19 protein-coding genes are annotated in these 20758 nt (G+C 65.8%); 7 read left to right on the top strand and 12 right to left on the bottom strand.

The window, feature by feature from the left end:
* Window positions 1-60 precede the first annotated feature (60 nt).
* Window positions 61-687: a glutathione S-transferase family protein gene (locus ACLBWL_RS11255; protein ID WP_447793028.1), complete on the top strand. Its 627-nt coding sequence runs from the start codon at window positions 61-63 to the stop codon at window positions 685-687.
* A gap of 49 nt (window positions 688-736) precedes the next feature.
* On the opposite strand, the gene ACLBWL_RS11260 is transcribed toward ACLBWL_RS11255, so the two are convergent.
* The 4 genes from ACLBWL_RS11260 to ACLBWL_RS11275 are packed head-to-tail and all read right to left on the bottom strand — an operon-like array spanning window position 737 to window position 9136.
* Window positions 737-2815, bottom strand: coding sequence for a glycoside hydrolase family 97 protein (locus tag ACLBWL_RS11260; RefSeq protein WP_447793030.1), 2079 nt, complete (start codon window positions 2813-2815; stop codon window positions 737-739).
* 2 nt (window positions 2816-2817) lie between these two features.
* A complete protein-coding gene (locus ACLBWL_RS11265; RefSeq protein ID WP_447793032.1) occupies window positions 2818-4467 on the bottom strand; it encodes an alpha-glucosidase in 1650 nt (549 codons plus the stop codon).
* Window positions 4467-6290, bottom strand: a complete 1824-nt coding sequence (locus tag ACLBWL_RS11270; protein WP_447793034.1) for an alpha-amylase family glycosyl hydrolase — start codon at window positions 6288-6290, stop codon at window positions 4467-4469. The genes ACLBWL_RS11265 and ACLBWL_RS11270 overlap by 1 nt, the downstream gene beginning before the upstream one ends.
* A gap of 35 nt (window positions 6291-6325) precedes the next feature.
* The gene (locus ACLBWL_RS11275; RefSeq protein ID WP_447793035.1) at window positions 6326-9136 is read right to left on the bottom strand and encodes a TonB-dependent receptor; all 2811 of its coding nucleotides are present in this window, start codon (window positions 9134-9136) and stop codon (window positions 6326-6328) included.
* A 269-nt stretch (window positions 9137-9405) separates the two neighbouring features.
* Here ACLBWL_RS11275 and ACLBWL_RS11280 point away from each other — a divergent pair, with 269 nt between their 5' ends.
* Together ACLBWL_RS11280 and ACLBWL_RS11285 are read left to right on the top strand one after the other, a co-directional pair.
* The gene (locus ACLBWL_RS11280; protein ID WP_447793037.1) at window positions 9406-10455 is read left to right on the top strand and encodes a LacI family DNA-binding transcriptional regulator; all 1050 of its coding nucleotides are present in this window, start codon (window positions 9406-9408) and stop codon (window positions 10453-10455) included.
* On the top strand, window positions 10456-11952 hold the full coding sequence (locus ACLBWL_RS11285; RefSeq protein WP_447793039.1) for an MFS transporter: 1497 nt from the start codon (window positions 10456-10458) through the stop codon (window positions 11950-11952).
* A gap of 4 nt (window positions 11953-11956) precedes the next feature.
* On the opposite strand, the gene ACLBWL_RS11290 is transcribed toward ACLBWL_RS11285, so the two are convergent.
* The 4 genes from ACLBWL_RS11290 to ACLBWL_RS11305 are packed head-to-tail and all read right to left on the bottom strand — an operon-like array spanning window position 11957 to window position 14061.
* The gene (locus ACLBWL_RS11290) at window positions 11957-12349 is read right to left on the bottom strand and encodes a VOC family protein (RefSeq protein WP_132738392.1); all 393 of its coding nucleotides are present in this window, start codon (window positions 12347-12349) and stop codon (window positions 11957-11959) included.
* A 45-nt stretch (window positions 12350-12394) separates the two neighbouring features.
* Window positions 12395-12964, bottom strand: coding sequence for a DUF1190 domain-containing protein (locus ACLBWL_RS11295; protein ID WP_447793040.1), 570 nt, complete (start codon window positions 12962-12964; stop codon window positions 12395-12397).
* A gap of 11 nt (window positions 12965-12975) precedes the next feature.
* Entirely contained in the window at window positions 12976-13389 is a 414-nt protein-coding gene (locus ACLBWL_RS11300; protein WP_447793042.1) for a DUF350 domain-containing protein, read from the bottom strand.
* A gap of 30 nt (window positions 13390-13419) precedes the next feature.
* Window positions 13420-14061: a DUF2491 family protein gene (locus tag ACLBWL_RS11305; RefSeq protein WP_447793044.1), complete on the bottom strand. Its 642-nt coding sequence runs from the start codon at window positions 14059-14061 to the stop codon at window positions 13420-13422.
* Between the two features lie 128 nt (window positions 14062-14189).
* Between ACLBWL_RS11305 and ACLBWL_RS11310 the strand changes: the two genes are divergently transcribed.
* Genes ACLBWL_RS11310 through ACLBWL_RS11325 form a run of 4 tightly spaced genes read left to right on the top strand, consistent with a single transcriptional unit; the run spans window position 14190 to window position 17073 of the window.
* Window positions 14190-14624 carry a YjfI family protein gene (locus ACLBWL_RS11310; protein ID WP_333927523.1) on the top strand — a complete coding sequence of 145 codons (435 nt, stop codon included), beginning with the start codon at window positions 14190-14192 and terminating at the stop codon, window positions 14622-14624.
* Between the two features lie 25 nt (window positions 14625-14649).
* Window positions 14650-15399 (top strand): PspA/IM30 family protein, encoded by a 750-nt coding sequence (locus tag ACLBWL_RS11315; protein ID WP_447793046.1) that lies wholly within the window; start codon window positions 14650-14652, stop codon window positions 15397-15399.
* On the top strand, window positions 15399-16568 hold the full coding sequence (locus ACLBWL_RS11320) for a glutathionylspermidine synthase family protein (RefSeq protein WP_447793048.1): 1170 nt from the start codon (window positions 15399-15401) through the stop codon (window positions 16566-16568). Before ACLBWL_RS11315 ends, ACLBWL_RS11320 begins: the two co-directional genes overlap by 1 nt.
* Entirely contained in the window at window positions 16561-17073 is a 513-nt protein-coding gene (locus ACLBWL_RS11325) for an ankyrin repeat domain-containing protein (RefSeq protein WP_447793050.1), read from the top strand. The genes ACLBWL_RS11320 and ACLBWL_RS11325 overlap by 8 nt, the downstream gene beginning before the upstream one ends.
* A 119-nt stretch (window positions 17074-17192) precedes the next feature.
* Here the strand turns inward: ACLBWL_RS11325 and trhO are convergent, their stop codons facing one another.
* The 4 genes from trhO to hmgA are packed head-to-tail and all read right to left on the bottom strand — an operon-like array spanning window position 17193 to window position 20556.
* Complete coding sequence (trhO, locus tag ACLBWL_RS11330; RefSeq protein ID WP_447793052.1) at window positions 17193-18170, bottom strand: oxygen-dependent tRNA uridine(34) hydroxylase TrhO; 978 nt, start codon at window positions 18168-18170, stop codon at window positions 17193-17195.
* 57 nt (window positions 18171-18227) lie between these two features.
* A complete protein-coding gene (locus ACLBWL_RS11335; protein ID WP_447793054.1) occupies window positions 18228-18593 on the bottom strand; it encodes a Rieske (2Fe-2S) protein in 366 nt (121 codons plus the stop codon).
* Window positions 18590-19267, bottom strand: coding sequence for a maleylacetoacetate isomerase (gene maiA / locus ACLBWL_RS11340; RefSeq protein WP_447793056.1), 678 nt, complete (start codon window positions 19265-19267; stop codon window positions 18590-18592). The genes ACLBWL_RS11335 and maiA overlap by 4 nt, the downstream gene beginning before the upstream one ends.
* Complete coding sequence (hmgA, locus tag ACLBWL_RS11345; protein ID WP_447793058.1) at window positions 19231-20556, bottom strand: homogentisate 1,2-dioxygenase; 1326 nt, start codon at window positions 20554-20556, stop codon at window positions 19231-19233. Before hmgA ends, maiA begins: the two co-directional genes overlap by 37 nt.
* Between the last annotated feature and the right edge of the window lie 202 nt (window positions 20557-20758).

The following is a 20758-nucleotide window of genomic DNA, read 5'->3' on the forward strand; positions in this document are numbered from 1 at the left end:
AAACCTTCGAGCGCCACCGGCCGTTCCGCACTGCAAGATAATCAATATCAAGGAAATGCCATGCTCACGCTCCACCACCTGAATTACTCGCGGTCGATCCGCGTGATCTGGCTGCTCGAGGAACTCGGGATCGAGTACGACCTCGTGAAATACGAGCGCGATGCGAACTTCCGCGCGCCGCCCGAGCTGAAAGCGATCCATCCGCTCGGCAAGGCACCGGTGCTGGTCGACGACGCCCTGACGCTGGCCGAAAGCGCCTCGATCCTTGCCTATGTCGACGAGCGGTACGGCGACCGTCGCTTCTCGCCGCCAGCGGTCAGCGATGCCGCCGCGATCCACGACGAGTGGCTGCAATATGTCGAGAGCTCGGCGTCGCTGCCGATCATGATGACGATGTTCGGCAAGCGGATGGGCGGCCTGCCCGATGGCCTCGCCAAGTTCACCGGCCCCGAGGTGACCAAGACGCTCGACTATATCGCCTCGGGCGTCGGCGACGGGCCGTATCTGATGGGCGAGGCGCTGATGCTCGCCGATATCCAGATGTGCTACATGCTCGCGATCGCCGAAAGCTCGGGCCTGCTCGTCGAGCATCCGACCGTCCAGGCGTATCTCGATCGGCTGCGCGCACGCCCGGCGTTCGTCGCCGCCACCGAGATCGGCGGCCCGCTGATGCCCGCCCGTCGCTGATCTCCAGCCTCGTCATCCCGGCACTGCGCCGGGATGACGGAACCGGAACTTACCGCGCCTTCAACCGGATCGCCTCACCGCCACCGGGGGCGAGCGGCAGGGTCAACGTATCGCCCTTGCGGACGGTCCTCGTCTCGATCGTGATCGAATGCCGTGCGTCGGTCTTGTAGTCGGCGTTCGGCCCGTCGCGGTAGATCTGCGCGGTGTAAGTCCTGCCGGCGTCAAGGAAGTCCAGCGCGACGGTCAACGTGCGTGGATTCTCATCGGTGACGCTGCCGATATACCAGTCGTTCGACTTGCGATCCTTGCGCGCGAAAGTGACGTAGTCGCCGACCTCGCCATTGAGCACGCGCGTGTCGGACCAGTCGGTCGGCACGTCCTTGATGAACTGGAACGCCGCCGGATACTTCGCGTAGTTCTCGGGCGTATCCGCGGCCATCACCACCGGCGAATACAGCACCACGTAGAGCGCGAGCTGCTTGGCGATCGTCGACAGGATGTCGCTGTTGTCGCTGCCCTTGAGGCTCAGCACGCCCGGGGTGAAGTCCATCGGCCCTTCGAGCATCCGCGTGAAGGCGAGGTTGGCCTCGTGCTCGGGCGGGTTCTTGCCGGCCCAGCTGTTATATTCCATCCCGCGCGAGCCTTCGCGCGCGATCCAGTTGGGATAGGTGCGGCGCAGGCCGGTGTCCTTGACCGGCTCGTGGCTGTCGATCGCGACCTTGTACTTGGCGGCGGTGGTCACGACGCGGGTATAGTGGTTCACCATCCACTGGCCCTCGTGCCATTCGCGGTGCTGCGAACCGTCCGGATCGACGCGTTCGATCTGCCCGGCGTCGGTGACATAGCCGGTCTTGACCGCCGGGATGCCGTGATCGCGCGCATAGCCGAACGCGCGATCGAGCTGGCTGTCGTAATGGCTTGCCGAGCCGCCGGTCTCGTTGTGGCCGATCAGGTAGACGCCCTTGGCCTTGGCGTATTTCGCGAGCACGTTGGCGTCGAAATCGGGCGTCGGCGTGTCGAACTGCATGCCATTGCCGTCGCCGAACCAGTCGCCGTCCCAGCCGACGTTCCAGCCCTCGACCAGCACGCCCGGAATCTTGTTGGCGCTCGCGAAATCAATGTAGCTCTTCACATGCGCGGTGGTCGCGCCGTGTTGCGGCCCGGTCGCCCAGCTCCACTTGCCGGTGATCATGTTCCACCACACGCCGACGAACTTGCCCGGCTTCACCCAGCTGACCTCGCCGAGCTTGTTGGGCTCGTTGAGGTTCAGTTCGAGGTGGCTCATGTAGAGGCCGGGGGCGTCGTCGGACAGGATCAGCGTCCGCCACGGCGTCGCGAACGGTCCGGTTCGCGTGACTTTCGGCGCGCCGGCGCCGGGCGTGAGGACCGCCTTCAGCGTGTTGCCCTCGACCTTGGCGACGTTCATCCCGGCATAGTCGATCAGCGCCGCCTCGTGCAGCGCGACGTGCGTGCCGCTGGCGAGCTTCATCGTGATCGGGGTGGCGGCGGTGCCGACGCCGGTCAGCGGCGTGCGGTTGTAGAGATACTCCTCGCGGTTCCATTCGAACGCCGGCTTCCACCACGCGGTCGCATCCTCGGCGAACGCGAACTGGGTCAGCTCGTCGGCGATGTTGATCGTCTTGAAGTTGGGCTGTTCGGGGAACTCGTACCGGAAGCCGACGCCGTCGTCCTGCAGACGGAACACGACATCGATCGCGCGCTTCAGCCGGTCGGTCTCGACCAGGCGGACGCGCATCTCGGTGTGGTTGTCGCGGATCGACTTCCACTCGCCCCAGGGTTGGGTCCAGGTCGAATCCGCCTTGTTCCGCGCGATGCTCTCGATCTTCAGATGGCGGTCGAACTTCGGCGCGTCGGTGAACAGGAAGCCGAGGCGCGAGGGGCTGACGATCAGCTCGCCCTTGCGGGTGATGCTGTAGCTCGCCTTGCCCTCGCCATCGGTCGCCACGGTGACGACGATGCTGCCGTCGGGCGAGGTCGCGATCGCGTTCGGGATCGTCGGCGCGGGCTGCGGCTTGATCGTCTCATTCGACGTCGGCGCGGGCGCGGCGTCCTGCGCGAACGCTGGGGCGGCGATCAGGGCGGCGGAGAGCAGGAGAAGGGTCTTCATGATCAAGCGATCCTTTCGGCGACGAGTGCCGCGTACGCGCCGAGGGTCCAGCCCCCGGCCTGATGGGTTTCGACAGTGTTTACGGTCTCTCGCACGCGCCAGATGTCGGGCTGGGCAGGGCGCCACTCTAGCGGTGTCGCGCTCATGTTGAAGAGGCAGAGCATCGTTTCGCCGTCCGCACGGCGTTCGAACGCCAGCAGCGAGGCGCCGACCTCGACCAGGGTCAGGTCGCCGATCGCCAGCGCGGGGCTGGCCCTGCGCAGCGCGAGCAGCCGCCGGGTGAGGTTGAGCAACGAGGTCGCATCGCCGTCCTGGCGATCGACCGCGAGTGCCGCATGATCGGGACCGACCGGCAGCCAGGGCTTCGCCTCGGAGAAGCCGGCGTTGCGCGCGTCCGCGAGCCACGGCATCGGCGTCCGCGCGCCGTCGCGCGACAGCGTGAGCGGCCAGTTGGCGATCGCCTCGGGGTCCCGGAGATCCTCGAACGGCACCTCCACCTGGGTCAGCCCCAGCTCTTCGCCGTTGTAGAGGAAGATATTGCCGCGCAGGCAGACCAGCAGCAGCATCTTCATCCGTGCAAACGCGGCGCGATGCTCGTCGTCGACCCAGCGCGAGACCGCGCGCGGCGCGTCGTGGTTCTCGAACGCCCAGCTTGGCCAGCCGAGGTCGGCATCCGCCGGCCACAGCAGGATCGCGTCGGCCACCGTCTTCGGATCGAGCGCGGAGGCGTAGAGGAAGTCGAACCCGTAGGCGCTGTTGAGCCGGGCGTTGCCCTTCGTGAACAGCTTCATCTCGCGGTCGCTGTCCGCGCCGCCGACCTCGGCGACCGTGAACCGCTCGCCGTAACCGTCGATCAGCCGCCGCAGTCGCTCGAGGAATTCGGGGATGTCGGCATGGCTCTGGTTGTGGACGTGCGCCTGGTAGTCGAACGGTCGCGTCTTCAGGCTGTTGTCGCTGGCCGGCGGATTATCCGTCAGCGCGGGATCGTGCATGGCGAAGTTGATCGCGTCGAGCCGGAAGCCGTCGACGCCGCGATCGAGCCAGAATTTGGCGGTGGCGACGATCTCGTCCTGTACCGCCGGATCGTGGAGGTGGAGCTGCGGCTGTTCCTTCAGGAAATTGTGCATGTAATATTGCCGACGCCGCGCGTCCCACGTCCAGGCGGGGCCGCCGAAGACCGACTGCCAGTTCGACGGCGGGCTGCCGTCGGGCTTGGCATCGGCCCAGACGTACCAGTTCGCCTTGGGATTGGTGCGCGAGGAGCGGCTTTCGACGAACCAGGGATGCTCGTCCGAGGTGTGGCTGTAGACCTGGTCGATGATGATCTTCAGCCCGAGCGCGTGCGCGCGGGCGATCAGCGCGTCGAAATCGGCGAGCGTGCCGAAGATCGGATCGACATCGCGGTAGTTCGCAACATCATAGCCGAAGTCCTTCATCGGCGACGTGAAGAACGGCGACAGCCACACCGCATCGACGCCGAGGCGAGCGACATAATCGAGATGGCGGGTGATGCCGGGCAGGTCGCCGATCCCGTCGTCGTTCGAGTCGGCGAAACTGCGCGGATAAATCTGGTAGATGGTCGCACCCTTCCACCACGGGCGACCATGCGGGTCGGGTTCGATGGTTTTCGACAACAGGGCAGTTTCGGGCATCAACGAGTCTCCGCGGCGCAGACCGCATAGCCGAACGCAGGCAGCGTCATCATGACACTGCCGGGGGCGGCAGCACGAGGCGCGCAGGCGCCGGCGAGCGTGGTGAATTTCGTCGAGATCGTCTCGACCTGCACCGCCTGTGTCAGTGGCTTGGCCGAGGTATTGAAGGCGATCAGCGTCTCGGCGTTGGTGGTCGGATCGAACCGCGACACCGCGAACAGCCCCGGCGCATCGCCGCGGGCGCGGATCACGGTCCGACCGCGGGTGAGGGCGGGATGCGCTATGCGCAGTCTGGCGAGCGTCGCGATCTCGCGGAACAGCGGATGCGCTTCGCCGAAGCTGGCGGTCGCGGTGGTCTTGCCCGTCCCGACCAGCACGTTGTCGTTGTACGAGGCGACCTTCGACGCGAACATGTCTTCGCGCGCGTCCTGATCGCCGCCGTCGCCGGCAAATCCCTGTTCGTCGCCCGAATAGATCGTCGGCACGCCGCGCAGCGTCAGCAGCATCGCATGGCCGAGTGCGACGCGTGCCAGCACTTCGGCATCGCTCGCGGTCGGGTTCAGTCGGCGGACGTCAAAGGCGAACCGGCCCTGGTCGTGATTGCCGAGGAAGGTCGGCAGGGTCATCGCCGTCGCGGCACCGCCTTCGTAGAGCGGATCGCCCTCGAACAGCGCGGCGAGTTCGCGCGTGCCCTTGTTGCCCGCGACGACGTCGGTCACGCCCCAGCGGAACGCGAAGTCGAGTACCGCTGGCAGTTTGTCGACCCGCGTGAACTGCGCGAGATAGCCCGGATCCATCGTCCCGCCCGCAACCTCGCCAAAGATGTGGAAGTTCGGGATACCGTTCTTTCTGGCGCGCGCGATCATCGCGGGCACGAACGCCTGCCAGAACTCCGGGTTGACGTGGCGCGCAGTATCGATCCGGAAGCCGTCGACCTTGAACCGGTCGATCCACGATCCGAAGATGTCGATCATCCCGGCGATCACGCGCGGGTTCTCGGTCATGACGTCGTCGAGCCCCGAGAAGTCACCCGTCGTCGAACTCTCGTCGGCGAACGTCGAGTCGCCGCGATTGTGGTAGTAGATCGGGTCGTTGAGCCACGCCGGCACCTTCACGGTCCGCTCGGCGGCGGGGACGTAGGGCGTGTAGGCGTAGGCCGGGTCGGTCAGCTTGGCGAAGTTCGCCGCGGTCTCGACGCCGTCGCCTACGAACCCGCCATTGATCGCCTTGCCGCCAATGCCGCCTTTGCGCTGGTACGGATAGGTCGCGCGGTCGCGGTACGGGACGCCGACCGAGCATTCGCGGTACTGGATCACATCGGCGGTGTGGTTGATGATGATGTCCATATACACCTTCATCCCGCGGGCGTGCGCCGCGGCGACGAAGGTGGTCATGTCGGCGTTGGTGCCGAGGTGCGGATCGACCTGCGTGAAGTCGGTGATCCAATAGCCGTGATAGCCTGCGGATTCGTGACCGGGCGCCCCTTGCACCGCTTTGTTCTTGAAGATCGGCCCGAGCCAGATCGCGGTCGCGCCGAGATGCTGGATGTAATCGAGCCGCTTGGTGAGGCCCTTGAGGTCGCCGCCGTGATAGAAGCCCTTGGCGGTCGGATCATAGCCGGACTTGAGCCGATCGCCCGCGATCCCGCCGCGGTCGTTCCCCGGATCGCCATTCTCGAACCGGTCGGGCAGGACGAAATAGATCACCTCGTCCTGCGGCAGGCGCGCGCGGTAGTCGGTGGCCGTCGAGCCCGCCCGCGTCTGCGCCGCCGCGGGAGATAGGGCCAGCATGGTTGCCAGGGCCGCGGCGGCGTATTTCATCATGATGTACTCCTGGGATCGGACCGGTTTGCCAGTTTTCAGAACTTGAAGCTGGCACCAAGATAGAATTGCCGGCCGAAATACTGGAGCGTACCGGTTTGCGCGGTCTGGCCGAAATACGACCGCGTCGGCTCGTCGGTGAAGTTGTTCGCCTGCGCCAGGATGGTCATGCCGGACAGAGCGCTGCCCTCCGGGAATTCGTAGCTCATCTGAGCGTCGAATACCGTCTCGGCCGCATTGGTCACGATCTGCTCGGACAGGCCGAACTGCGGCGCGACGAACTTCGAGCGATACCGCATCGAGATGCGGGTAGAGAAGCCGCTCTTCTCGTAGAAGATCGTCGGGTTCGACACGATTTTCGACAGGCCCGGCAGCGACAGTTTCAGCGTGTTGCCGCTGATCGCGTTGTCGATGCTCACATCGGACTGATTGTACGAGATGTTGAGCACCGCACCCAGGCCATCAAGCGGTGCCGGGAGGAAGTCGAAGGTCTTGGTGACCGCAGCCTCGAAGCCGTAGACATAGCCGCCATTGCCGTTGATCGGCGCGAACAGGTTTCCGGTCGTCGTCACGCTCGTATAGGGCGTGCCCGCCAGCGGCGGCGTCGCGATGCCGTTTGCCGCGAAATCATAGTTCGGAATGACGCCCCCGATCACGAAACTCTTAACGTCCTTGTAGAAGGCACCGAGCACGAACGAGCCGCTATTCCCGAAATAATGCTCGTAGGTGGCGTCGAACTGGTTCGCCCGGAACGGTTGCAGGCTCGGGTTGCCGCCGCTGCCGTCCAGCCGTGCGGTGGTGCCGCCGGTCGCCACGAGGTTCGTCGCGATCGAGTTGCGGAAATCGAAGAAGCGGGGACGCGAAATCTGGCGCGACAGCGACAGGCGTGCCTGATCGTTGGGCGTCAGCGAGAGGATGAAGTTTGCCTGAGGCAGCCAGTCGGTGAACTTCGTGCCACGCGTATTCGCATAGCGGCCGCCATTGCCGTCGCCGATCGTCGACGACGAGCTCTGGTCTGAGCGGACGACGCGCAGGCCGATATTGCCGCGGAACGGCAACGACCCTGCGATCGTGTCGAAGTTCAGCTGTCCATACCCGGCATAGGTCTTCTCATCGATCGTGAAGCTCTGATCCTTCGTGAAATCCTGCGTCTGGTCGACGGCGCGGTTGGTGCCGAGCTGCGCGTCGAAGATACTGCCGATATCGGCGACAAGGAAGTTCGGGAACGAGGAGAACTTGCCGTTGAACCCGGCCGTCGTCGAGTTCGCGCTGGTCAGGGTGACCGGCGTGGCGAAGCTGAACGCGTTGAAGCTGGTGATCGTGCGTTCGGCCTGGCGGTTGCCGTAGCGGCCACCGACCTCGAACGACTTCAAGAACGGACCGTCGATCTTCAACAGGGCGCTGCCCGCGAACGCGTAGAGCCGGTCGGTGTCCTTCTGCGGGACGATGTAGAAGCCTTCGAACGTATTGGCGGCGGGGTCGGTGTAGTTGGCGCTGGTGGCGAACGAGCCGACGTTCAGGCCGTCGAGCTGGTAGCTTAGCGTCGTCGGGTTGGTCGTGGTGTTACCGTTGTCGTCCAGGCCCGAATTGTTGAAAAAGCTCGAGGCGCGCGAGTAGGAGCCGTCCGCGGTCAGGGTCAGCTGGCCGATGTCCTTCTGGATGTTGCCGCCGAACGTATACAGCTTGTCCAGGCGGTTCTCGTCCTGCTGGATCGTCCGGGTGCGGATACCGGAAGTGGTGCCACCGACGATCGTGTTGCCGATCACGGTCGGGTCGGTCAGGTTGCTGCTGGTCTGCTGGAGATTTTCGATGCGGATGCCACGGCGGTACACGTCCGATTTGAACCGCGAATAATAGCCGTCGACGAGGACGCGCAATGTGTCGCTCGGCTCGTACTGGATGCTGCCCAGAACGCCGTCGCGCGTCTCGTTGCCGCCCGACTGGACGGCTTCGAAGCCATAGCCGATCGCATCGGGCGCGCCGTTGCGGTCGAGGTCGCGAGCGGCCGGGCTGCCATTCTGTCCGGTCTGGGTATAGTCGTAACCGACGAAGCGCGTGGCGACGTTTGCCTGCTTGAGCCGCGCATAGCCGACCGCGAGACCGAGCGTATCGTCGAGCAGCTTGGTCTGGATCGAGGCGCTGGCGCGGTAGCCGAACTTGTCGGCGTCGGGGTTCTGTCCGGCGCGGTCATTGTACACGCCGCGCACGTTGACGCTGACCAGCGTCTTGCCGGGAATGCTGAGCGGACGCGCGGTGGTCAGCTCGACCTTGCCGGCGACGCCGCCCTCGATCTGCGACGCCTTGGGCGACTTGTAGACCGCGGCCTGGTTGACGAGTTCCGACGGATATTGGTCGAACTCGATCGTCCGGTTGCCCGAGGTCGAAACCTGTTCGCGACCGTTGAGCGTCGCCGAGACGAGATCCTGGCTGAGACCACGGATGTTGATCGCCGAGGCCTGGCCACCGGTACGCTGCGAGGTCACGCCGGGCAGGCGGGCAAGCGATTCCGCGATCGAGACGTCGGGCAGCCGGCCGATATCTTCCGCCGAGACGATCTCGGCGACGACGTCGAGGTTGCGCTTGACGGCGATCGATGAGCGCAGGCTGGCACGGAAGCCGGTGACGACGATCTCGCCGTCGCTTGCGTCGGTCGGCGGTGTTGCCGAAACGCCCGGTGTTGCGGGGCCGGTTTGCGCGGTCGAGGCGTCCGGCTGCGCTGCGGCCGCAGTCGCATCCTGCGCGAATGCGGTACCGGCGAACAGCATGGCCGCGCCGAGCGTGGCGGTGCTGGCCGAAAGCTTCAGGATGGCGCGTGCGGCATCCGCCGACGCACGAGTGCGAGCCGTCATGGTAATCCTCCCCTGGAACCCGGTCGGCGTCTTCGAGCGCGCCGGATATTTGACTGAAGTCTCAATGGAATTTCGCCGGGTCGAAGGGAAGCAGACTACATACGTATTCAAAAAGCCCGATCCGGACGTGTTGCCGGCGAGCCACACCGACAGCGGCGCAAGGACCCGCCAAACCGTGGTTCCGCTACCGTTGACGCCGTGCCTGTTCTGCGCTGTGTCGTGGAGCGACCGTCCGCCGACCGAGCGGACACAGCGAGGATGCCCGTCACGTGACCGCCCAGCGCAAGCCCCATGGCAAGCCGACATCGTTCGACATCGCGCACCTCGCCGGCGTGTCGCAGCCGACGGTCTCGCGCGCGCTTCGCGGCAGCCCCAGCGTCAATGCGGCGACCCGGCAGCGGATCGAGGCGATCGCGCGGCAACTGAACTATACCGTCGACCGAAGCGCCTCGAACCTGCGCAGCGGCACGACGCGGACGCTCGCGCTGCTGCTGTTCCGCGACCCGTCCCCCGACGAGACCGTGGTGAACCCGTTCTTTCTGGGCATGCTCGGATCGATGATGGGGGCGTGTGCCGAACATGGCTACGACCTGCTCGTGTCGTTCCAGCAATTCTCGAGCGACTGGCACATGGATTACGAGGACAGCCACCGCGCCGATGGGCTGATCCTGCTGGGTTACGGCGATTACGCCGATTACGAAGCGCGACTGGTGCAACTGGTCGAGCAGGGCACGCACTTCATTCGCTGGGGATCGGTTCGGCCGGGTCAGCCGGGGCTGACGATCGGTTGCGACAATGTCGCAGGCGGTGCGGCGGCGGCGCGCCATCTGATCGAGCGCGGCCGGCAAAGGATCGCCTTTCTCGGTAGCGCGACCGATCATTACCCCGAGTTCAACGACCGGTACCGGGGCTATGCCGCTGCGCTTGGCGAGCATGGCCTGAAAGTCGATCCGCGGCTGCAGGTGGAGGCGATCTCGACCGAGGACGATGGCACGCGGGCAACGCGCGAACTCCTCCAGCGCGGTGTGCCGTTCGACGCGATCGTCGCGGCGAGCGACTTGATCGCGCTGGCGGCGATGCGCGTGCTTGCGGGGGCGGGACTTAACGTGCCGTACGACGTCGCGATCGTCGGGTTCGACGATATCCCGGCGGCCAGCCTCGCCAATCCCCCGCTGACCACGGTCGCGCAGGATACCGGGCTCGCCGGGCGTCGACTGGTCGAGATGCTGCTCGCGCGGATCGGCGATCGGCCGATCGGCAGCACGGTGCTGCCGACCCAACTCGTGATCCGGCGATCGTCGGGCGAAGGACCGAACTGAATGTCGACGGCTGCACGGCAAAAGCCACGCCAGGGGTTCTGGGGGCTTTGGAACATCTCGTTCGGGTTCTTCGGGATCCAGATCGGTTTCGCGCTCCAGAATGCGAACGTCAGCCGGATCTTCCAGTCGCTGGGGACGAGCGTCGACGATCTCGCCTTCCTGTGGATCGCCGCGCCGCTGACCGGGCTGCTCGTTCAGCCGGTGATCGGGCATTACAGCGATCGGACCTGGGGCAAGCTCGGGCGCAGGCGACCGTATTTCCTGGCGGGGGCGATGCTCGCGACGATCGCGTTGCTGGCGATGCCGAACGCGCCGGTGCTGTGGGTGGCGGCGGTCCTGCTGTGGATGCTCGACGGATCGCTCAACGTCGCGATGGAGCCGTTCCGTGCGTTCGTCGGCGACATGCTCGGCAGTCGGCAGCGCACCGCGGGCTTTGCGTTCCAGACCGGCTTCATCGGCGCGGGTGCGGTGATCGGCAGCCTTGCGCCGATCATCCTGACCGACGTGTTCCAAGTCGCCAACACTGCGCCGGCGGGCGGCATCCCGCCGTCGGTGCAATACGGTTTCTACATCGGTGCATTAGCCCTGTTCTTCGCGGTGCTGTGGACCGTGCTGACGACCAGCGAATATTCGCCGGCGGAGATGGCCGCGTTCAAGGACGAGGACGAGGGTGAGGTTGCGCCCCGCGACACGGTCGTACGGTCGAACGCCAGGCTCGCGCCGGTCTGGATCGCGCTCGGGGCGATCGTCGTCGCTGCGGTGGCGCGGTTCGGGCTCGACAAGCCGGTCTACCTGCTCGGCGGCGGGCTGATCGCGTTCGGGGTGGCGTTGCTGGTCAGCGCGGGGCTGGTCCGGTCGGGCCGGGAGTCCAACGTTCTCAGCCAGATCGTTGGCGATCTCGGCACCATGCCGCAGACGATGAAGCGGCTTGCGCTGGTCCAGTTCTTCACGTGGTCGGCGCTGTTCATCATGTGGATCTACACCACGCCGATCGTCACGCAGCATGTGTTCGGGACGACCGACACGACGAGTGCTGCGTATAACGAGGGCGCGAACTGGGTCGGCGTGCTGTTCGCGGTGTATAACGGCGTCGCGACGCTGTGGGCGTTCGTGATGCCCGCGCTGGCGGCGCGGATCGGCCGTCGCGACGCGCATATCCTCGGGTTGCTCTGCGGCGCGGCCGGGTTCGCGTCGTTCCTCGTCGTCCGCGACCAGTATCTGCTGATCGGATCGATGGTGCTGATCGGGATCGCGTGGTCGTCGATCCTGACGATGCCCTACGCGATCCTGTCCAACGCGCTGCCGCAGGCCAAGCTCGGCGTATACATGGGTCTGTTCAACATCTTCATCGTCCTGCCACAGCTGATCGTGTCGTCGGTGATGGGGCAGGTGGTGCGGACGTTCTTTCCCGGCGATGCAGTCTGGGCGATGCTGATCGCAGCCGGGGTCATGGGTGTAGCGGCGCTCGCGATGCTACGAGTGCCGCGGGGCGCCTAGTCGCTTAGAAATAGGGCGCGTCGGTCATCCGTTGTGACACCCACCAGAGTATCCCGCGCGGATCGCGAATGCCGCCCTGTCGGTCGCCATAGGGCATGTCGGAGACCGGCATGATGCTTTCACCACCCGCCGCGATCGCCCGTGCCATCGCGGCATCCGCATCGGCGACGTAGAGGTACAGCGATACCGAACTCGCCGGGAATTGGTCGGACGCCTCGCTCAGCATGATCGCCGAAGTGTCGAACAGCATCTGGCAATTGGCGATCCGGCCGGTCGGATCGCTGCTCCGGCCGATCTCGCGCGCGCCGAACGCGGCTGTCAGGAAGTCGATATACTCGTTGGCGCCGTCGACGAAGATATACGGCGTGACGACGGCAAAGCCCGCTGGAACATGCATCGTATCTCTCCCCCCTGATCGGAAGACCGGCTCGCTATAGGCGGATCAGCCGCCGAAGCTGCGGCCGCCGAAGCCACCACCGAAGCCACCGCGCGAGATCACCGAACTGCGCGACTGGAAGCGGGCAGGGGCTCTTGCCGTAGTCGGCGTGAAGGCGTCCGAACCCACGCGGGTACGGCCGGTCACATAGTCGCGGTTGATGCGCCCGCCGGCGCCACCGTAATAGTTGCCGTCGCGGTCGCGGTACATCGGTGCGCCGCGGTTGCCGAAGCCGCCGTTGAGCGCTTGCCCGACGAGGAACCCCGTCAGCAGCGGCGTGAAAAAACTTCCGCCATTGCCGTTGTTGCGCGGCTCGCACTGCGCGGCGCCGAACTGCTCCTCGCAGGTCTGCTTGTCCTCGAACCGCGGCGCGGTCTTCGCGGCATCGGCCTTGGCCTGCTCGAACGCGGTGTCGCACTGTACCGCCGACAGCGCACCCGCCGCGCGGCATTCCGCCACCGACGCATAGCTCTGCGCCTCGACCGGCTTGCCGCCGACGTCGCCGTCGCAGGCGGTCAGCGAAATGCCCGAGCCCGCGATCAGGCTGGTTAGGACGATCGATCTGGAACGCTTCATCGCAATGCCTCTCAGTTCGTCATGCAGGCGGCATTGAGGATGCCGACGCACAGCGAGATGCTCGCCATATAGGTTGCCGCCGCAATTTCGCCGCGGACGATCCGGTCGTTGAAGTCGCGCATCACGAAATGCTGGACGACCAGGAACGTAACGATCTGGATCACGCCCGCGAGCAGCGCCCAAACCGCGAACTCGACCAGCGTCACGGTATGCGTCAGTGCTGACGCCAGCGGCAGGACATAGCCGAGCAACGCTGCGCCCAGCGTGATCGCGGCGGCGGTATTGCCCTCCCGGATCAACGACTTCTCATGATACGGCGTCGCGACCTGATAGACGATCTTGAACAGAATCGTGAACGCCCCCGCCGCGACGAACGCGATCAGGAAGGCGAGCGCGCTGGCGCCGAAGCTGTATTGGTCGATCATGCTGGTTCCCCCGAAGCCTTGTGCGCGACGCTAGGCCCTGAACTCGCCGAGTTCCAGTGCCACGCCCAGCATGATCTCGAACGAGACGTCCCCGGACTCGGTTTCCATGTCGATCGCGAGCAGCAGTTCGCGCCCGTCGTCGCCCGGCAGGTCGCGGCTGAACAGCATGCAGGTCTGGAAGATGCGGCGGTCGACGATCCCGTCGCGGTCGTCGTGCAACTCTTCCCAGAACGTCACAGGCTCCTGCTCGCTCGCCTCGGGCCCGAACCACGAACGGCTGTATTCCGGCAGCCCCTCGGCGGTGAAGGTGCGTGCTTTCAGGCGGCTCTTCCACGCGGGGCGCTCGGCGGCGGACGACGGATAGCTGCTGTCCCACGGTGCGAACAACGTGACATCCGTGACGTCCTGCCCGGCGCGGTCGTTCGAGACCGCCTGGAACATGATGTCGTCATCGGTGTAGAACCGGTGGACGAAGCCGCCTTCATTGAGGTCGATCAGGCCTTGCGCGACGATCACCAGCGTATCGCGGTCGAACGGGAACAGGAGCTCCGACCCGAACCTGCGCCACGCCAGGGGATCGACCGTCACCGTCCGCCCCAGCGTGACGTTGCGGACGACGGGCAGGGCGTTGCCGTCAAGCGCTGGCTTGCGGCCGAACAGGCGATCGAACATGCAATCCTCGCGTATGTATGGTTGGCCTGCCTCTTAGGCCAAAGCGCGAGCCGTCGCAAAGCGCCATTGGCGTGCTCTCCGCCTGCGCCTATGTGTCTCCGCGAGCGACAAGCACGGGAGTTCTTGCATTGACCGACATCTGGACCGTCCGCAGCCTGAAAGCCGCGCTCGACACGTCCGAGCCCGCGAAAGCCGGCGAGTTTTCCGCGCGGATCCTGGAGGGCGCGGACCCGGTGCTGCTGGTGACGATGCACCACCACGGCGACCTCGAACTGTTCGTCAACGTGAGCGAGGCGCAGATCGCGTGCTCGACGTTGCTGTGGCCCTGCGACGAGCAGGAGGACCAGTTGGCGTTCAACACCTTCCTGCTGAAATCGCAGAAGCTGGTGCCGCTGTCGAACTTCGGGATCGGCACGGTTGAGGGCCGCGATTATTACGAGCTGTTCGGCGAGCTTGCGACGTCGAGCCCGCTCGACACCGTGATCATCGAACTGCGCACGCTTGCCGAGAATGCGATCGATGCGGCCACCGACCTGCGCCACGCGCAGATCCCCGCCGCCTGATTTAGATACTAACGGAGAGACTGGCATGGCCATCTGGAGCAAGCTTTTCACCCTCGGTCGTGCCGGCGCGCACGAAGCGGGCGCGGCGGTCGTCGATGCGAACGCGCTGCGTATCCTCGACCAGGAAATCCGCGATGCCGACAAGGCGCAAGGCAAAGCACGCGACGATCTCGCGGGGCTGGTCGCCCGCCGCCGCATCCTCGAAACCGAAGTCGAGAGCTATCGCGCTCAGGCCGCGAAGTACGAGGCTTCGGCGCGGATCGCGGTCGAGAAGGGTAACATGGACCTCGCGCGCCAGGTCGCGCAGCGGATCGCGGATCTCGAACAGGACATCGCGCTGAAGTCCCCGCAGGTCGAGGACATGCGCGCTGCGGAGGAGCAGATCCACACTGCCGTCGCGCAGACCGATCGGAAAATCGAACAGCTCCGCCGCGAGGTCGAGGTCGTCAAGGTCAACGAGTCGGTGCAGAAGGCGCAGGCTTCGGTCGCGTCGGGCAGCATGGGTGCGGGCAACAAGCTCGGCTCGGCTGCCGACAGTCTTGCGCGCATTCGTGAGCGGCAGGCTATCCGTGGCGAGCGGATCAAGGCCGCGGGCGAGTTGGAAGACCGCCGCACCGGTGCCGACCTCGACGAGAAGTTGCGGCTTGCAGGCATCGGCCCCGGCCAGTCTTCGGCGGACGACGTGCTCGCGCGCCTGACGGCGCCGAAGACCCCGCAAGTCGGCCAGACGCTGCAGATCGAGCAGCGCGAAGACTCCAAGACGTCGGACTCCTGATGCGCCGGATCGCGGTCGACCCGCGCAGCGACTGGCGCGAACGGGCCGACGCGATCGGGTTCGTCTATCACGATACGGATGGCGAACCGTACTGGGACGAGGGCGCGGCCTACAGCTTCACGCTGGCGGAGATAGAGGACGACCTCGAGCCCGCCGCGGAACAGTTGCACGCGATGTGCCTCGATCTGGTCGACGAGGTGGTCCGCGATCAGCAATTGATGGAACGTCTTGCGATCCCGCGCGAGCAGTGGAACTACGTCGCGGAAACGTGGCGCACGCGCCAGCCATCGCTCTACGGGCGGTTCGATTTCGCCTATGACGGCACCGGCCCCGCCAAGCTCTACGAATATAATGCCGACACGCCGACGTCGGTATTCGAATGCGCGACGTTCCAGTGGATGTGGCTGGAGGATCTCCTCGCGAGCGGTGCGCTGCCGGCGGGAACGGACCAGTTCAACAGCCTGTTCGACAAGCTCCGCGAGCGGTTCCGCGCGTTGTTCCCGAGCGGCGGCTTCGTCCATTTCGCCGCGGATGCGTCGGCGATCGAGGACCGCCAGACGGTGCGGTTCTTCGAGGACCTCGCGAGCCAGGTCGGGATCGAACCGAAGTTCGTCGAGATGAAGGACATCGGCTTAGCCGCCGATGGTCGCTTCGTCGATACCGACGGCTTCGAGGTACAGGCCGCGTTCAAGCTGTATCCGTGGGAGTTCATGCTCCGCGAGCCGTATGCGCCGAACCTGTCGCGCGCCGACGTGCGCTGGATCGAGCCGGCGTGGAAGTCGATCCTGTCGAACAAGGGCATCCTCCCGCTGTTGTGGGAGCGCCATCCCGAGCATCCGAACCTGCTGCCCGCGTTCTTCGACGACGACCCCGCCGCGAAGATCCTCGGGCCGAAATATGTGCGCAAGCCACTGTTCTCGCGTGAGGGCGCCAACGTCGAGGTGATTGGCGAGAGCGGCCATGCGGTGCTCGACCAGGGCTATGGTGCCGAGGGTGCGATTCGCCAGGCCTATGCGCCGCCGCCGGTGTTCGACGGCCGCCATCCGGTGATCGGCGCGTGGATGGTCGGCAACGAAGCTGCGGGGATCGGCGTTCGGGAAGATGAAACGGTCGTGACGCGCAATCTCGCGCGGTTCGTGCCGCATATCATCGAGGCGACTGATGACTGACGCGCGTGAGCTACCCCCGTTGCCGCCGATGGAGCGGCTGGTCGAGCTGATGTTCGACGCCGCAAGGACCGGGCGCGACGAGATGATCCCGGCGCTGCTGCAGGCGGGCGTCGATATCGAGGTGACCGATGCGAAGGGCTACACCCCGCTGGTGATAGCCAGCTACAATGGCCAGGCCGAAGCCACGGCCGCGCTCTTGGCGGCGGGCGCGCAGGTCGACGGCGCAGCAGATGCACGCGGCAACACCGCGCTGATGGGCGTCTGCTTCAAGGGGTATACCGAGATCGTGCAGGTCCTGCTCGACGCGGGCGCCGACGTGAACCGGCGCAATGGCGTCGGTCAGACGGCGCTGATGATGGCGGCGCTGGTGAACAAGACCGCGATCATCGACCTGTTGCTGGAGCACGGCGCGGACCCGGCGATCGTCGATGCGGCGGGGAATAGCGTGCACTCGCTCGCGGTGTCGCAGGGTAACACGGCGTTGGCGGCGCGGTTTTCAGCCTAGCAACGGGAGGCTTCCACCCCGGCGAAGGCCGGGGCCCAATTGGGGGACGGCATTAACGATGCGCCGTCCTTCGTTACTGCGACCTCCCAATTGGGCCCCGGCCTCCGCCGGGGTGGACGTCAATCGGTCGTCTGGGGGGTGTCATCCGGCCCATGCGTCTTCGGCAACACCGCCCCGACATGCGCCTCGCCCCGAGCCTCAGCCAACCGCACCTGCCGCTCGCGCTCCGCATACCCAGCCCGCTGCATCTCGCCCCGCGCGTCATGACACGCCGGGCAACTCACCCCCTCTACATACAGCGGCGACGACCGATCCGCGACACTCACCGGCATCCGGCACGCATGACACAGCGCGTGCGTCCCCAACGCAAGCCCATGCCCAACGGCAACCCGCTGATCGAATACGAAACACTCCCCCTCCCAAAGGCTCTCCGCCTCGGGCACGGTCTCCAGATACTTCAGGATGCCGCCCTTGAGGTGATACACCTCATCCAGCCCCTCGGCCTTCAGGAACGCGGTCGACTTCTCGCATCGTATCCCCCCGGTACAGAACATCGCGATCTTCGGCGGCGGGCCGTCCCCGACGAGTTCGTCACGATGCTCGCGAAACCACGCCGGAAAGTCCCGGAACGTCCGCGTCTGCGGATCGACCGCGCCGGCGAACGTGCCGACCGCGACCTCGTAATCGTTGCGCGTGTCGATCAGAATCGTCCCCGGCTCGGCGATCAGCGCGTTCCAGTCCTCGGGCTCGACATAATGGCCGACGCCTTCCAGCGGATCGATCAAAGGCTCGCCCATCGTCACGATCTCTCGCTTCAGCCGAACCTTCATCCGGTGGAACGGCATCGTCTCCGCGCGCGATTCCTTGACGTCGAGGTCGGCGCACCCCGGCAGTGCGCGGATATGCGCGAGCACCGCATCGATGCCCTCTTCGGAGCCGGCGATCGTCCCGTTGATCCCCTCAGCGGCCAGCAGCAGCGTCCCCTTCACCCCGTTCGAACAGCACACGAGCGCGAGCGGCGGCTGGATCGCGGCGATGTCGGCGAACGGCGTGAAGCGGTAAAGCGCCACGACGCGGATGGGCAGGGTTTCGGTCATCGGTTCATCATGCAGGGGGGAGGAGGTACGCTACCTTAACGCAAGTCGCCCCCCGCGTCAGCCTGCGGTGACGATCATCCCATCGACCACCGCGACCGGCCAGGGCATCAGCCGCGTTCCCCCGCACGGTCCGCCGACGCACGCGCCGCTCTCGATCTCGAACAACGCGGAGTGCCAGCTGCACGCGATCAGATCGCCGCGCGGCGTGAGATAGTCGTCGAGGACCTGCGCGAGCGGCAGACCCATATGCGGACAGCGATCGACATAGCCGAACACCGCGGCGTCTTTACGCACGACGAAGCCGTGGAAGCGCCCGGCACGCATCTGGAGCACGAAGTTTCGCGCCTTGCCCTCGGCGATTGCATCGAGCGGCGCGAGCTTGATCCCGCCGGGCGTCGCGGTCAGCCGTTCCCCGTCGCTCATGCGCGGTCAGCGTCCGGCTGTCGGTCCGGATGCGCGGCGGCAAAGGCGGGGAGGGCGCGGGCGTTGTCGGCGGCGCTCTTGAGGTGCGGATAGGGCGAAAGATCGACCGCGAACCGCTCGGCCGAATAGACCTGCGGCACCAGATGGCAGTCGGCGATCGTCGGCGTCGCACCGAACGCGAAACCGTCACCGTGCCGCGCGATCAGCGTCTCCAGCGCAGCGAACCCGTCGCCGATCCAGCGTGCGATCCATCGGTTCACGGCCGCCTCGTCCGCACCGAACTCTGTCCGCAAGGCGTTCAGGATACGCAGATTATTCACCGGGTGGATGTCGCAGGCGATCGTCGACGCCATCGCGCGGACGATCGCCCGGCCGTTTGCGTCGGCGGGGAGCAGCGGGGGATCGGGATACACGTCTCCGAGCCATTCGAGGATCGCTGGGCTTTGCGTCAGGACTGCATCGTCCGTCTCCAGCGCCGGGACGAACCCCTGAGGATTGAGCCTCCGATACCCAACCTCGCGCTGCGCTCCGGTGCGCAGATCGTGCGAGACCTTTTCGTACGCGATGCCTTTTAGCGCCAGTGCGATCCGGACCCGGTAGGCCGTGGTCGACCGCCAATAGCCGTGCAGCGTCAGGCTCACTTCGGCAGGACCGCTTTCGGGAAATCGGACCATACCGCGTCGTAATCCAGCTGCGAATGCTCCAGCGCATAGGCGGTCGGCGCGTACGGCCAGCAGCTCTCCAGCATGAACGCCATCGTGCCATCGATCTTGTGCGGCTTCAGGTCCGCCGCACTCGCGCCCTGCCAGCTCGCCAGATCCGGCCCGTGACCCGACATCAGATTGTGCAGCGAGATACCACCCGGCGCGAACCCCTCGGCCTTCGCGTCGTACGCGCCGGTGATCAGACCCATCGCTTCGGACATCACGTTGCGATGGAACCATGGTGGCCGGAACGTCTCCTCGGCGACCATCCAGCGCGGCGGGAAGATCACGAAATCGGCATTAGCCCGGCCGGGCACGTCGCTCGGCGAGGTCAGAAGCGTGAAGATCGAAGGATCGGGATGATCGAAACTGACCGTGTTGATCGTGTTGAACCGCGACAAGTCATACCGCCATGGGGCGAGGTTGCCATGCCACGCCACGACGTCGAGCGGCGAGTGATCGAGCGTCGTAGTCCACAGCGATCCCATGAACTTCTGGACCACCTCGACCGGCTCGTCGCGGTCTTCGAACCACGCGACCGGGGTCTCGAAATCGCGCGGGTTGGCGAGGCCGTTGGCGCCGATCGGGCCGAGATCGGGCAAACGGAACAGCGCGCCGTGGTTCTCCGCGACATAGCCGCGCGCTTCGCCATCGGGGAGTTCCGCGCGGAACCGGACGCCGCGCGGGACTAGCGCAATCTGGCCAGGCGCTATGTCGATGCGGCCGAGTTCGGTCAGCAACCGCAGTCGTCCGGCCTGCGGCACGAACAGCAGTTCGCCGTCCGCATCCATAAACACGCGGTCGGTCATGTCGGTGTTGGCAGCGTAGACATGCAGCGCAACGCCTTCGAGATCGGCGGGATCGCGGTTGGCGAGCATCGTCGTCATGCCGTCGATCAGGTCGGTGCTCGGGAAGGGCGCGGCGATCGGGTCCCAGCGCAGGCGGTTGGGTGCGAGTGGCGCGTCGGTGGTGCCGGGGGCGAAGCGCTTGGCGCCGGCATAACGCTCGAACGGCGGATGCTCGGCGGTCGGGCGCATGCGGTAGAGCCAGCTGCGGCGGTTTTCGGGACGCGGCGCGGTGAAGGCGGTGCCGGAGAGCTGTTCCGTATAGAGCCCGAAGGCGGGGCGCTGTGGTGAATTGCGCCCGATCGGCAGCGCGCCGGGGATCGCCTCGGTCGATACGTGGTTGCCGAAGCCGGGTAGGTACTCAGTCTGGCCGGCGGTCTCGCCCGCGGCGTCGGTCGGCTGGTGAATTGTCATGGCTTCCTCTCCGTCACCTGTTCCGATCAACGCCCGAACCGCCGGCCGTTCAAACTCTTATTTGCCCTCTCCCCTCGGGGGAGAGGGAGGGAGACGCGCGCTTACGCGGCGGAAGGGTGAAGGCACGTGCTGGCCTCACCCCGTGCCCTCACCCTCGGCGCTGGCGCGCCTTCCCTCTCCCCAAGGGGAGAGGGTTTAAGCA

It is taken from the genome of Sphingomonas sp. M1A8_2b (assembly GCF_053345535.1).

What these genes read in the sequence shown, in the direction of transcription:
- ACLBWL_RS11255 (WP_447793028.1), top strand. Translation starts at nt 61, where the DNA reads ATGCTCACGCTCCACCACCTGAATTACTCGCGGTCGATCCGCGTGATC.
- ACLBWL_RS11260 (WP_447793030.1), bottom strand. Translation starts at nt 2,815, where the DNA reads ATGAAGACCCTTCTCCTGCTCTCCGCCGCCCTGATCGCCGCCCCAGCG.
- ACLBWL_RS11265 (WP_447793032.1), bottom strand. Translation starts at nt 4,467, where the DNA reads ATGCCCGAAACTGCCCTGTTGTCGAAAACCATCGAACCCGACCCGCAT.
- ACLBWL_RS11270 (WP_447793034.1), bottom strand. Translation starts at nt 6,290, where the DNA reads ATGATGAAATACGCCGCCGCGGCCCTGGCAACCATGCTGGCCCTATCT.
- ACLBWL_RS11275 (WP_447793035.1), bottom strand. Translation starts at nt 9,136, where the DNA reads ATGACGGCTCGCACTCGTGCGTCGGCGGATGCCGCACGCGCCATCCTG.
- ACLBWL_RS11285 (WP_447793039.1), top strand. Translation starts at nt 10,456, where the DNA reads ATGTCGACGGCTGCACGGCAAAAGCCACGCCAGGGGTTCTGGGGGCTT.
- ACLBWL_RS11290 (WP_132738392.1), bottom strand. Translation starts at nt 12,349, where the DNA reads ATGCATGTTCCAGCGGGCTTTGCCGTCGTCACGCCGTATATCTTCGTC.
- ACLBWL_RS11295 (WP_447793040.1), bottom strand. Translation starts at nt 12,964, where the DNA reads ATGAAGCGTTCCAGATCGATCGTCCTAACCAGCCTGATCGCGGGCTCG.
- ACLBWL_RS11300 (WP_447793042.1), bottom strand. Translation starts at nt 13,389, where the DNA reads ATGATCGACCAATACAGCTTCGGCGCCAGCGCGCTCGCCTTCCTGATC.
- ACLBWL_RS11305 (WP_447793044.1), bottom strand. Translation starts at nt 14,061, where the DNA reads ATGTTCGATCGCCTGTTCGGCCGCAAGCCAGCGCTTGACGGCAACGCC.
- ACLBWL_RS11315 (WP_447793046.1), top strand. Translation starts at nt 14,650, where the DNA reads ATGGCCATCTGGAGCAAGCTTTTCACCCTCGGTCGTGCCGGCGCGCAC.
- ACLBWL_RS11320 (WP_447793048.1), top strand. Translation starts at nt 15,399, where the DNA reads ATGCGCCGGATCGCGGTCGACCCGCGCAGCGACTGGCGCGAACGGGCC.
- ACLBWL_RS11325 (WP_447793050.1), top strand. Translation starts at nt 16,561, where the DNA reads ATGACTGACGCGCGTGAGCTACCCCCGTTGCCGCCGATGGAGCGGCTG.
- trhO (WP_447793052.1), bottom strand. Translation starts at nt 18,170, where the DNA reads ATGACCGAAACCCTGCCCATCCGCGTCGTGGCGCTTTACCGCTTCACG.
- ACLBWL_RS11335 (WP_447793054.1), bottom strand. Translation starts at nt 18,593, where the DNA reads ATGAGCGACGGGGAACGGCTGACCGCGACGCCCGGCGGGATCAAGCTC.
- maiA (WP_447793056.1), bottom strand. Translation starts at nt 19,267, where the DNA reads ATGGTCCGATTTCCCGAAAGCGGTCCTGCCGAAGTGAGCCTGACGCTG.
- hmgA (WP_447793058.1), bottom strand. Translation starts at nt 20,556, where the DNA reads ATGACAATTCACCAGCCGACCGACGCCGCGGGCGAGACCGCCGGCCAG.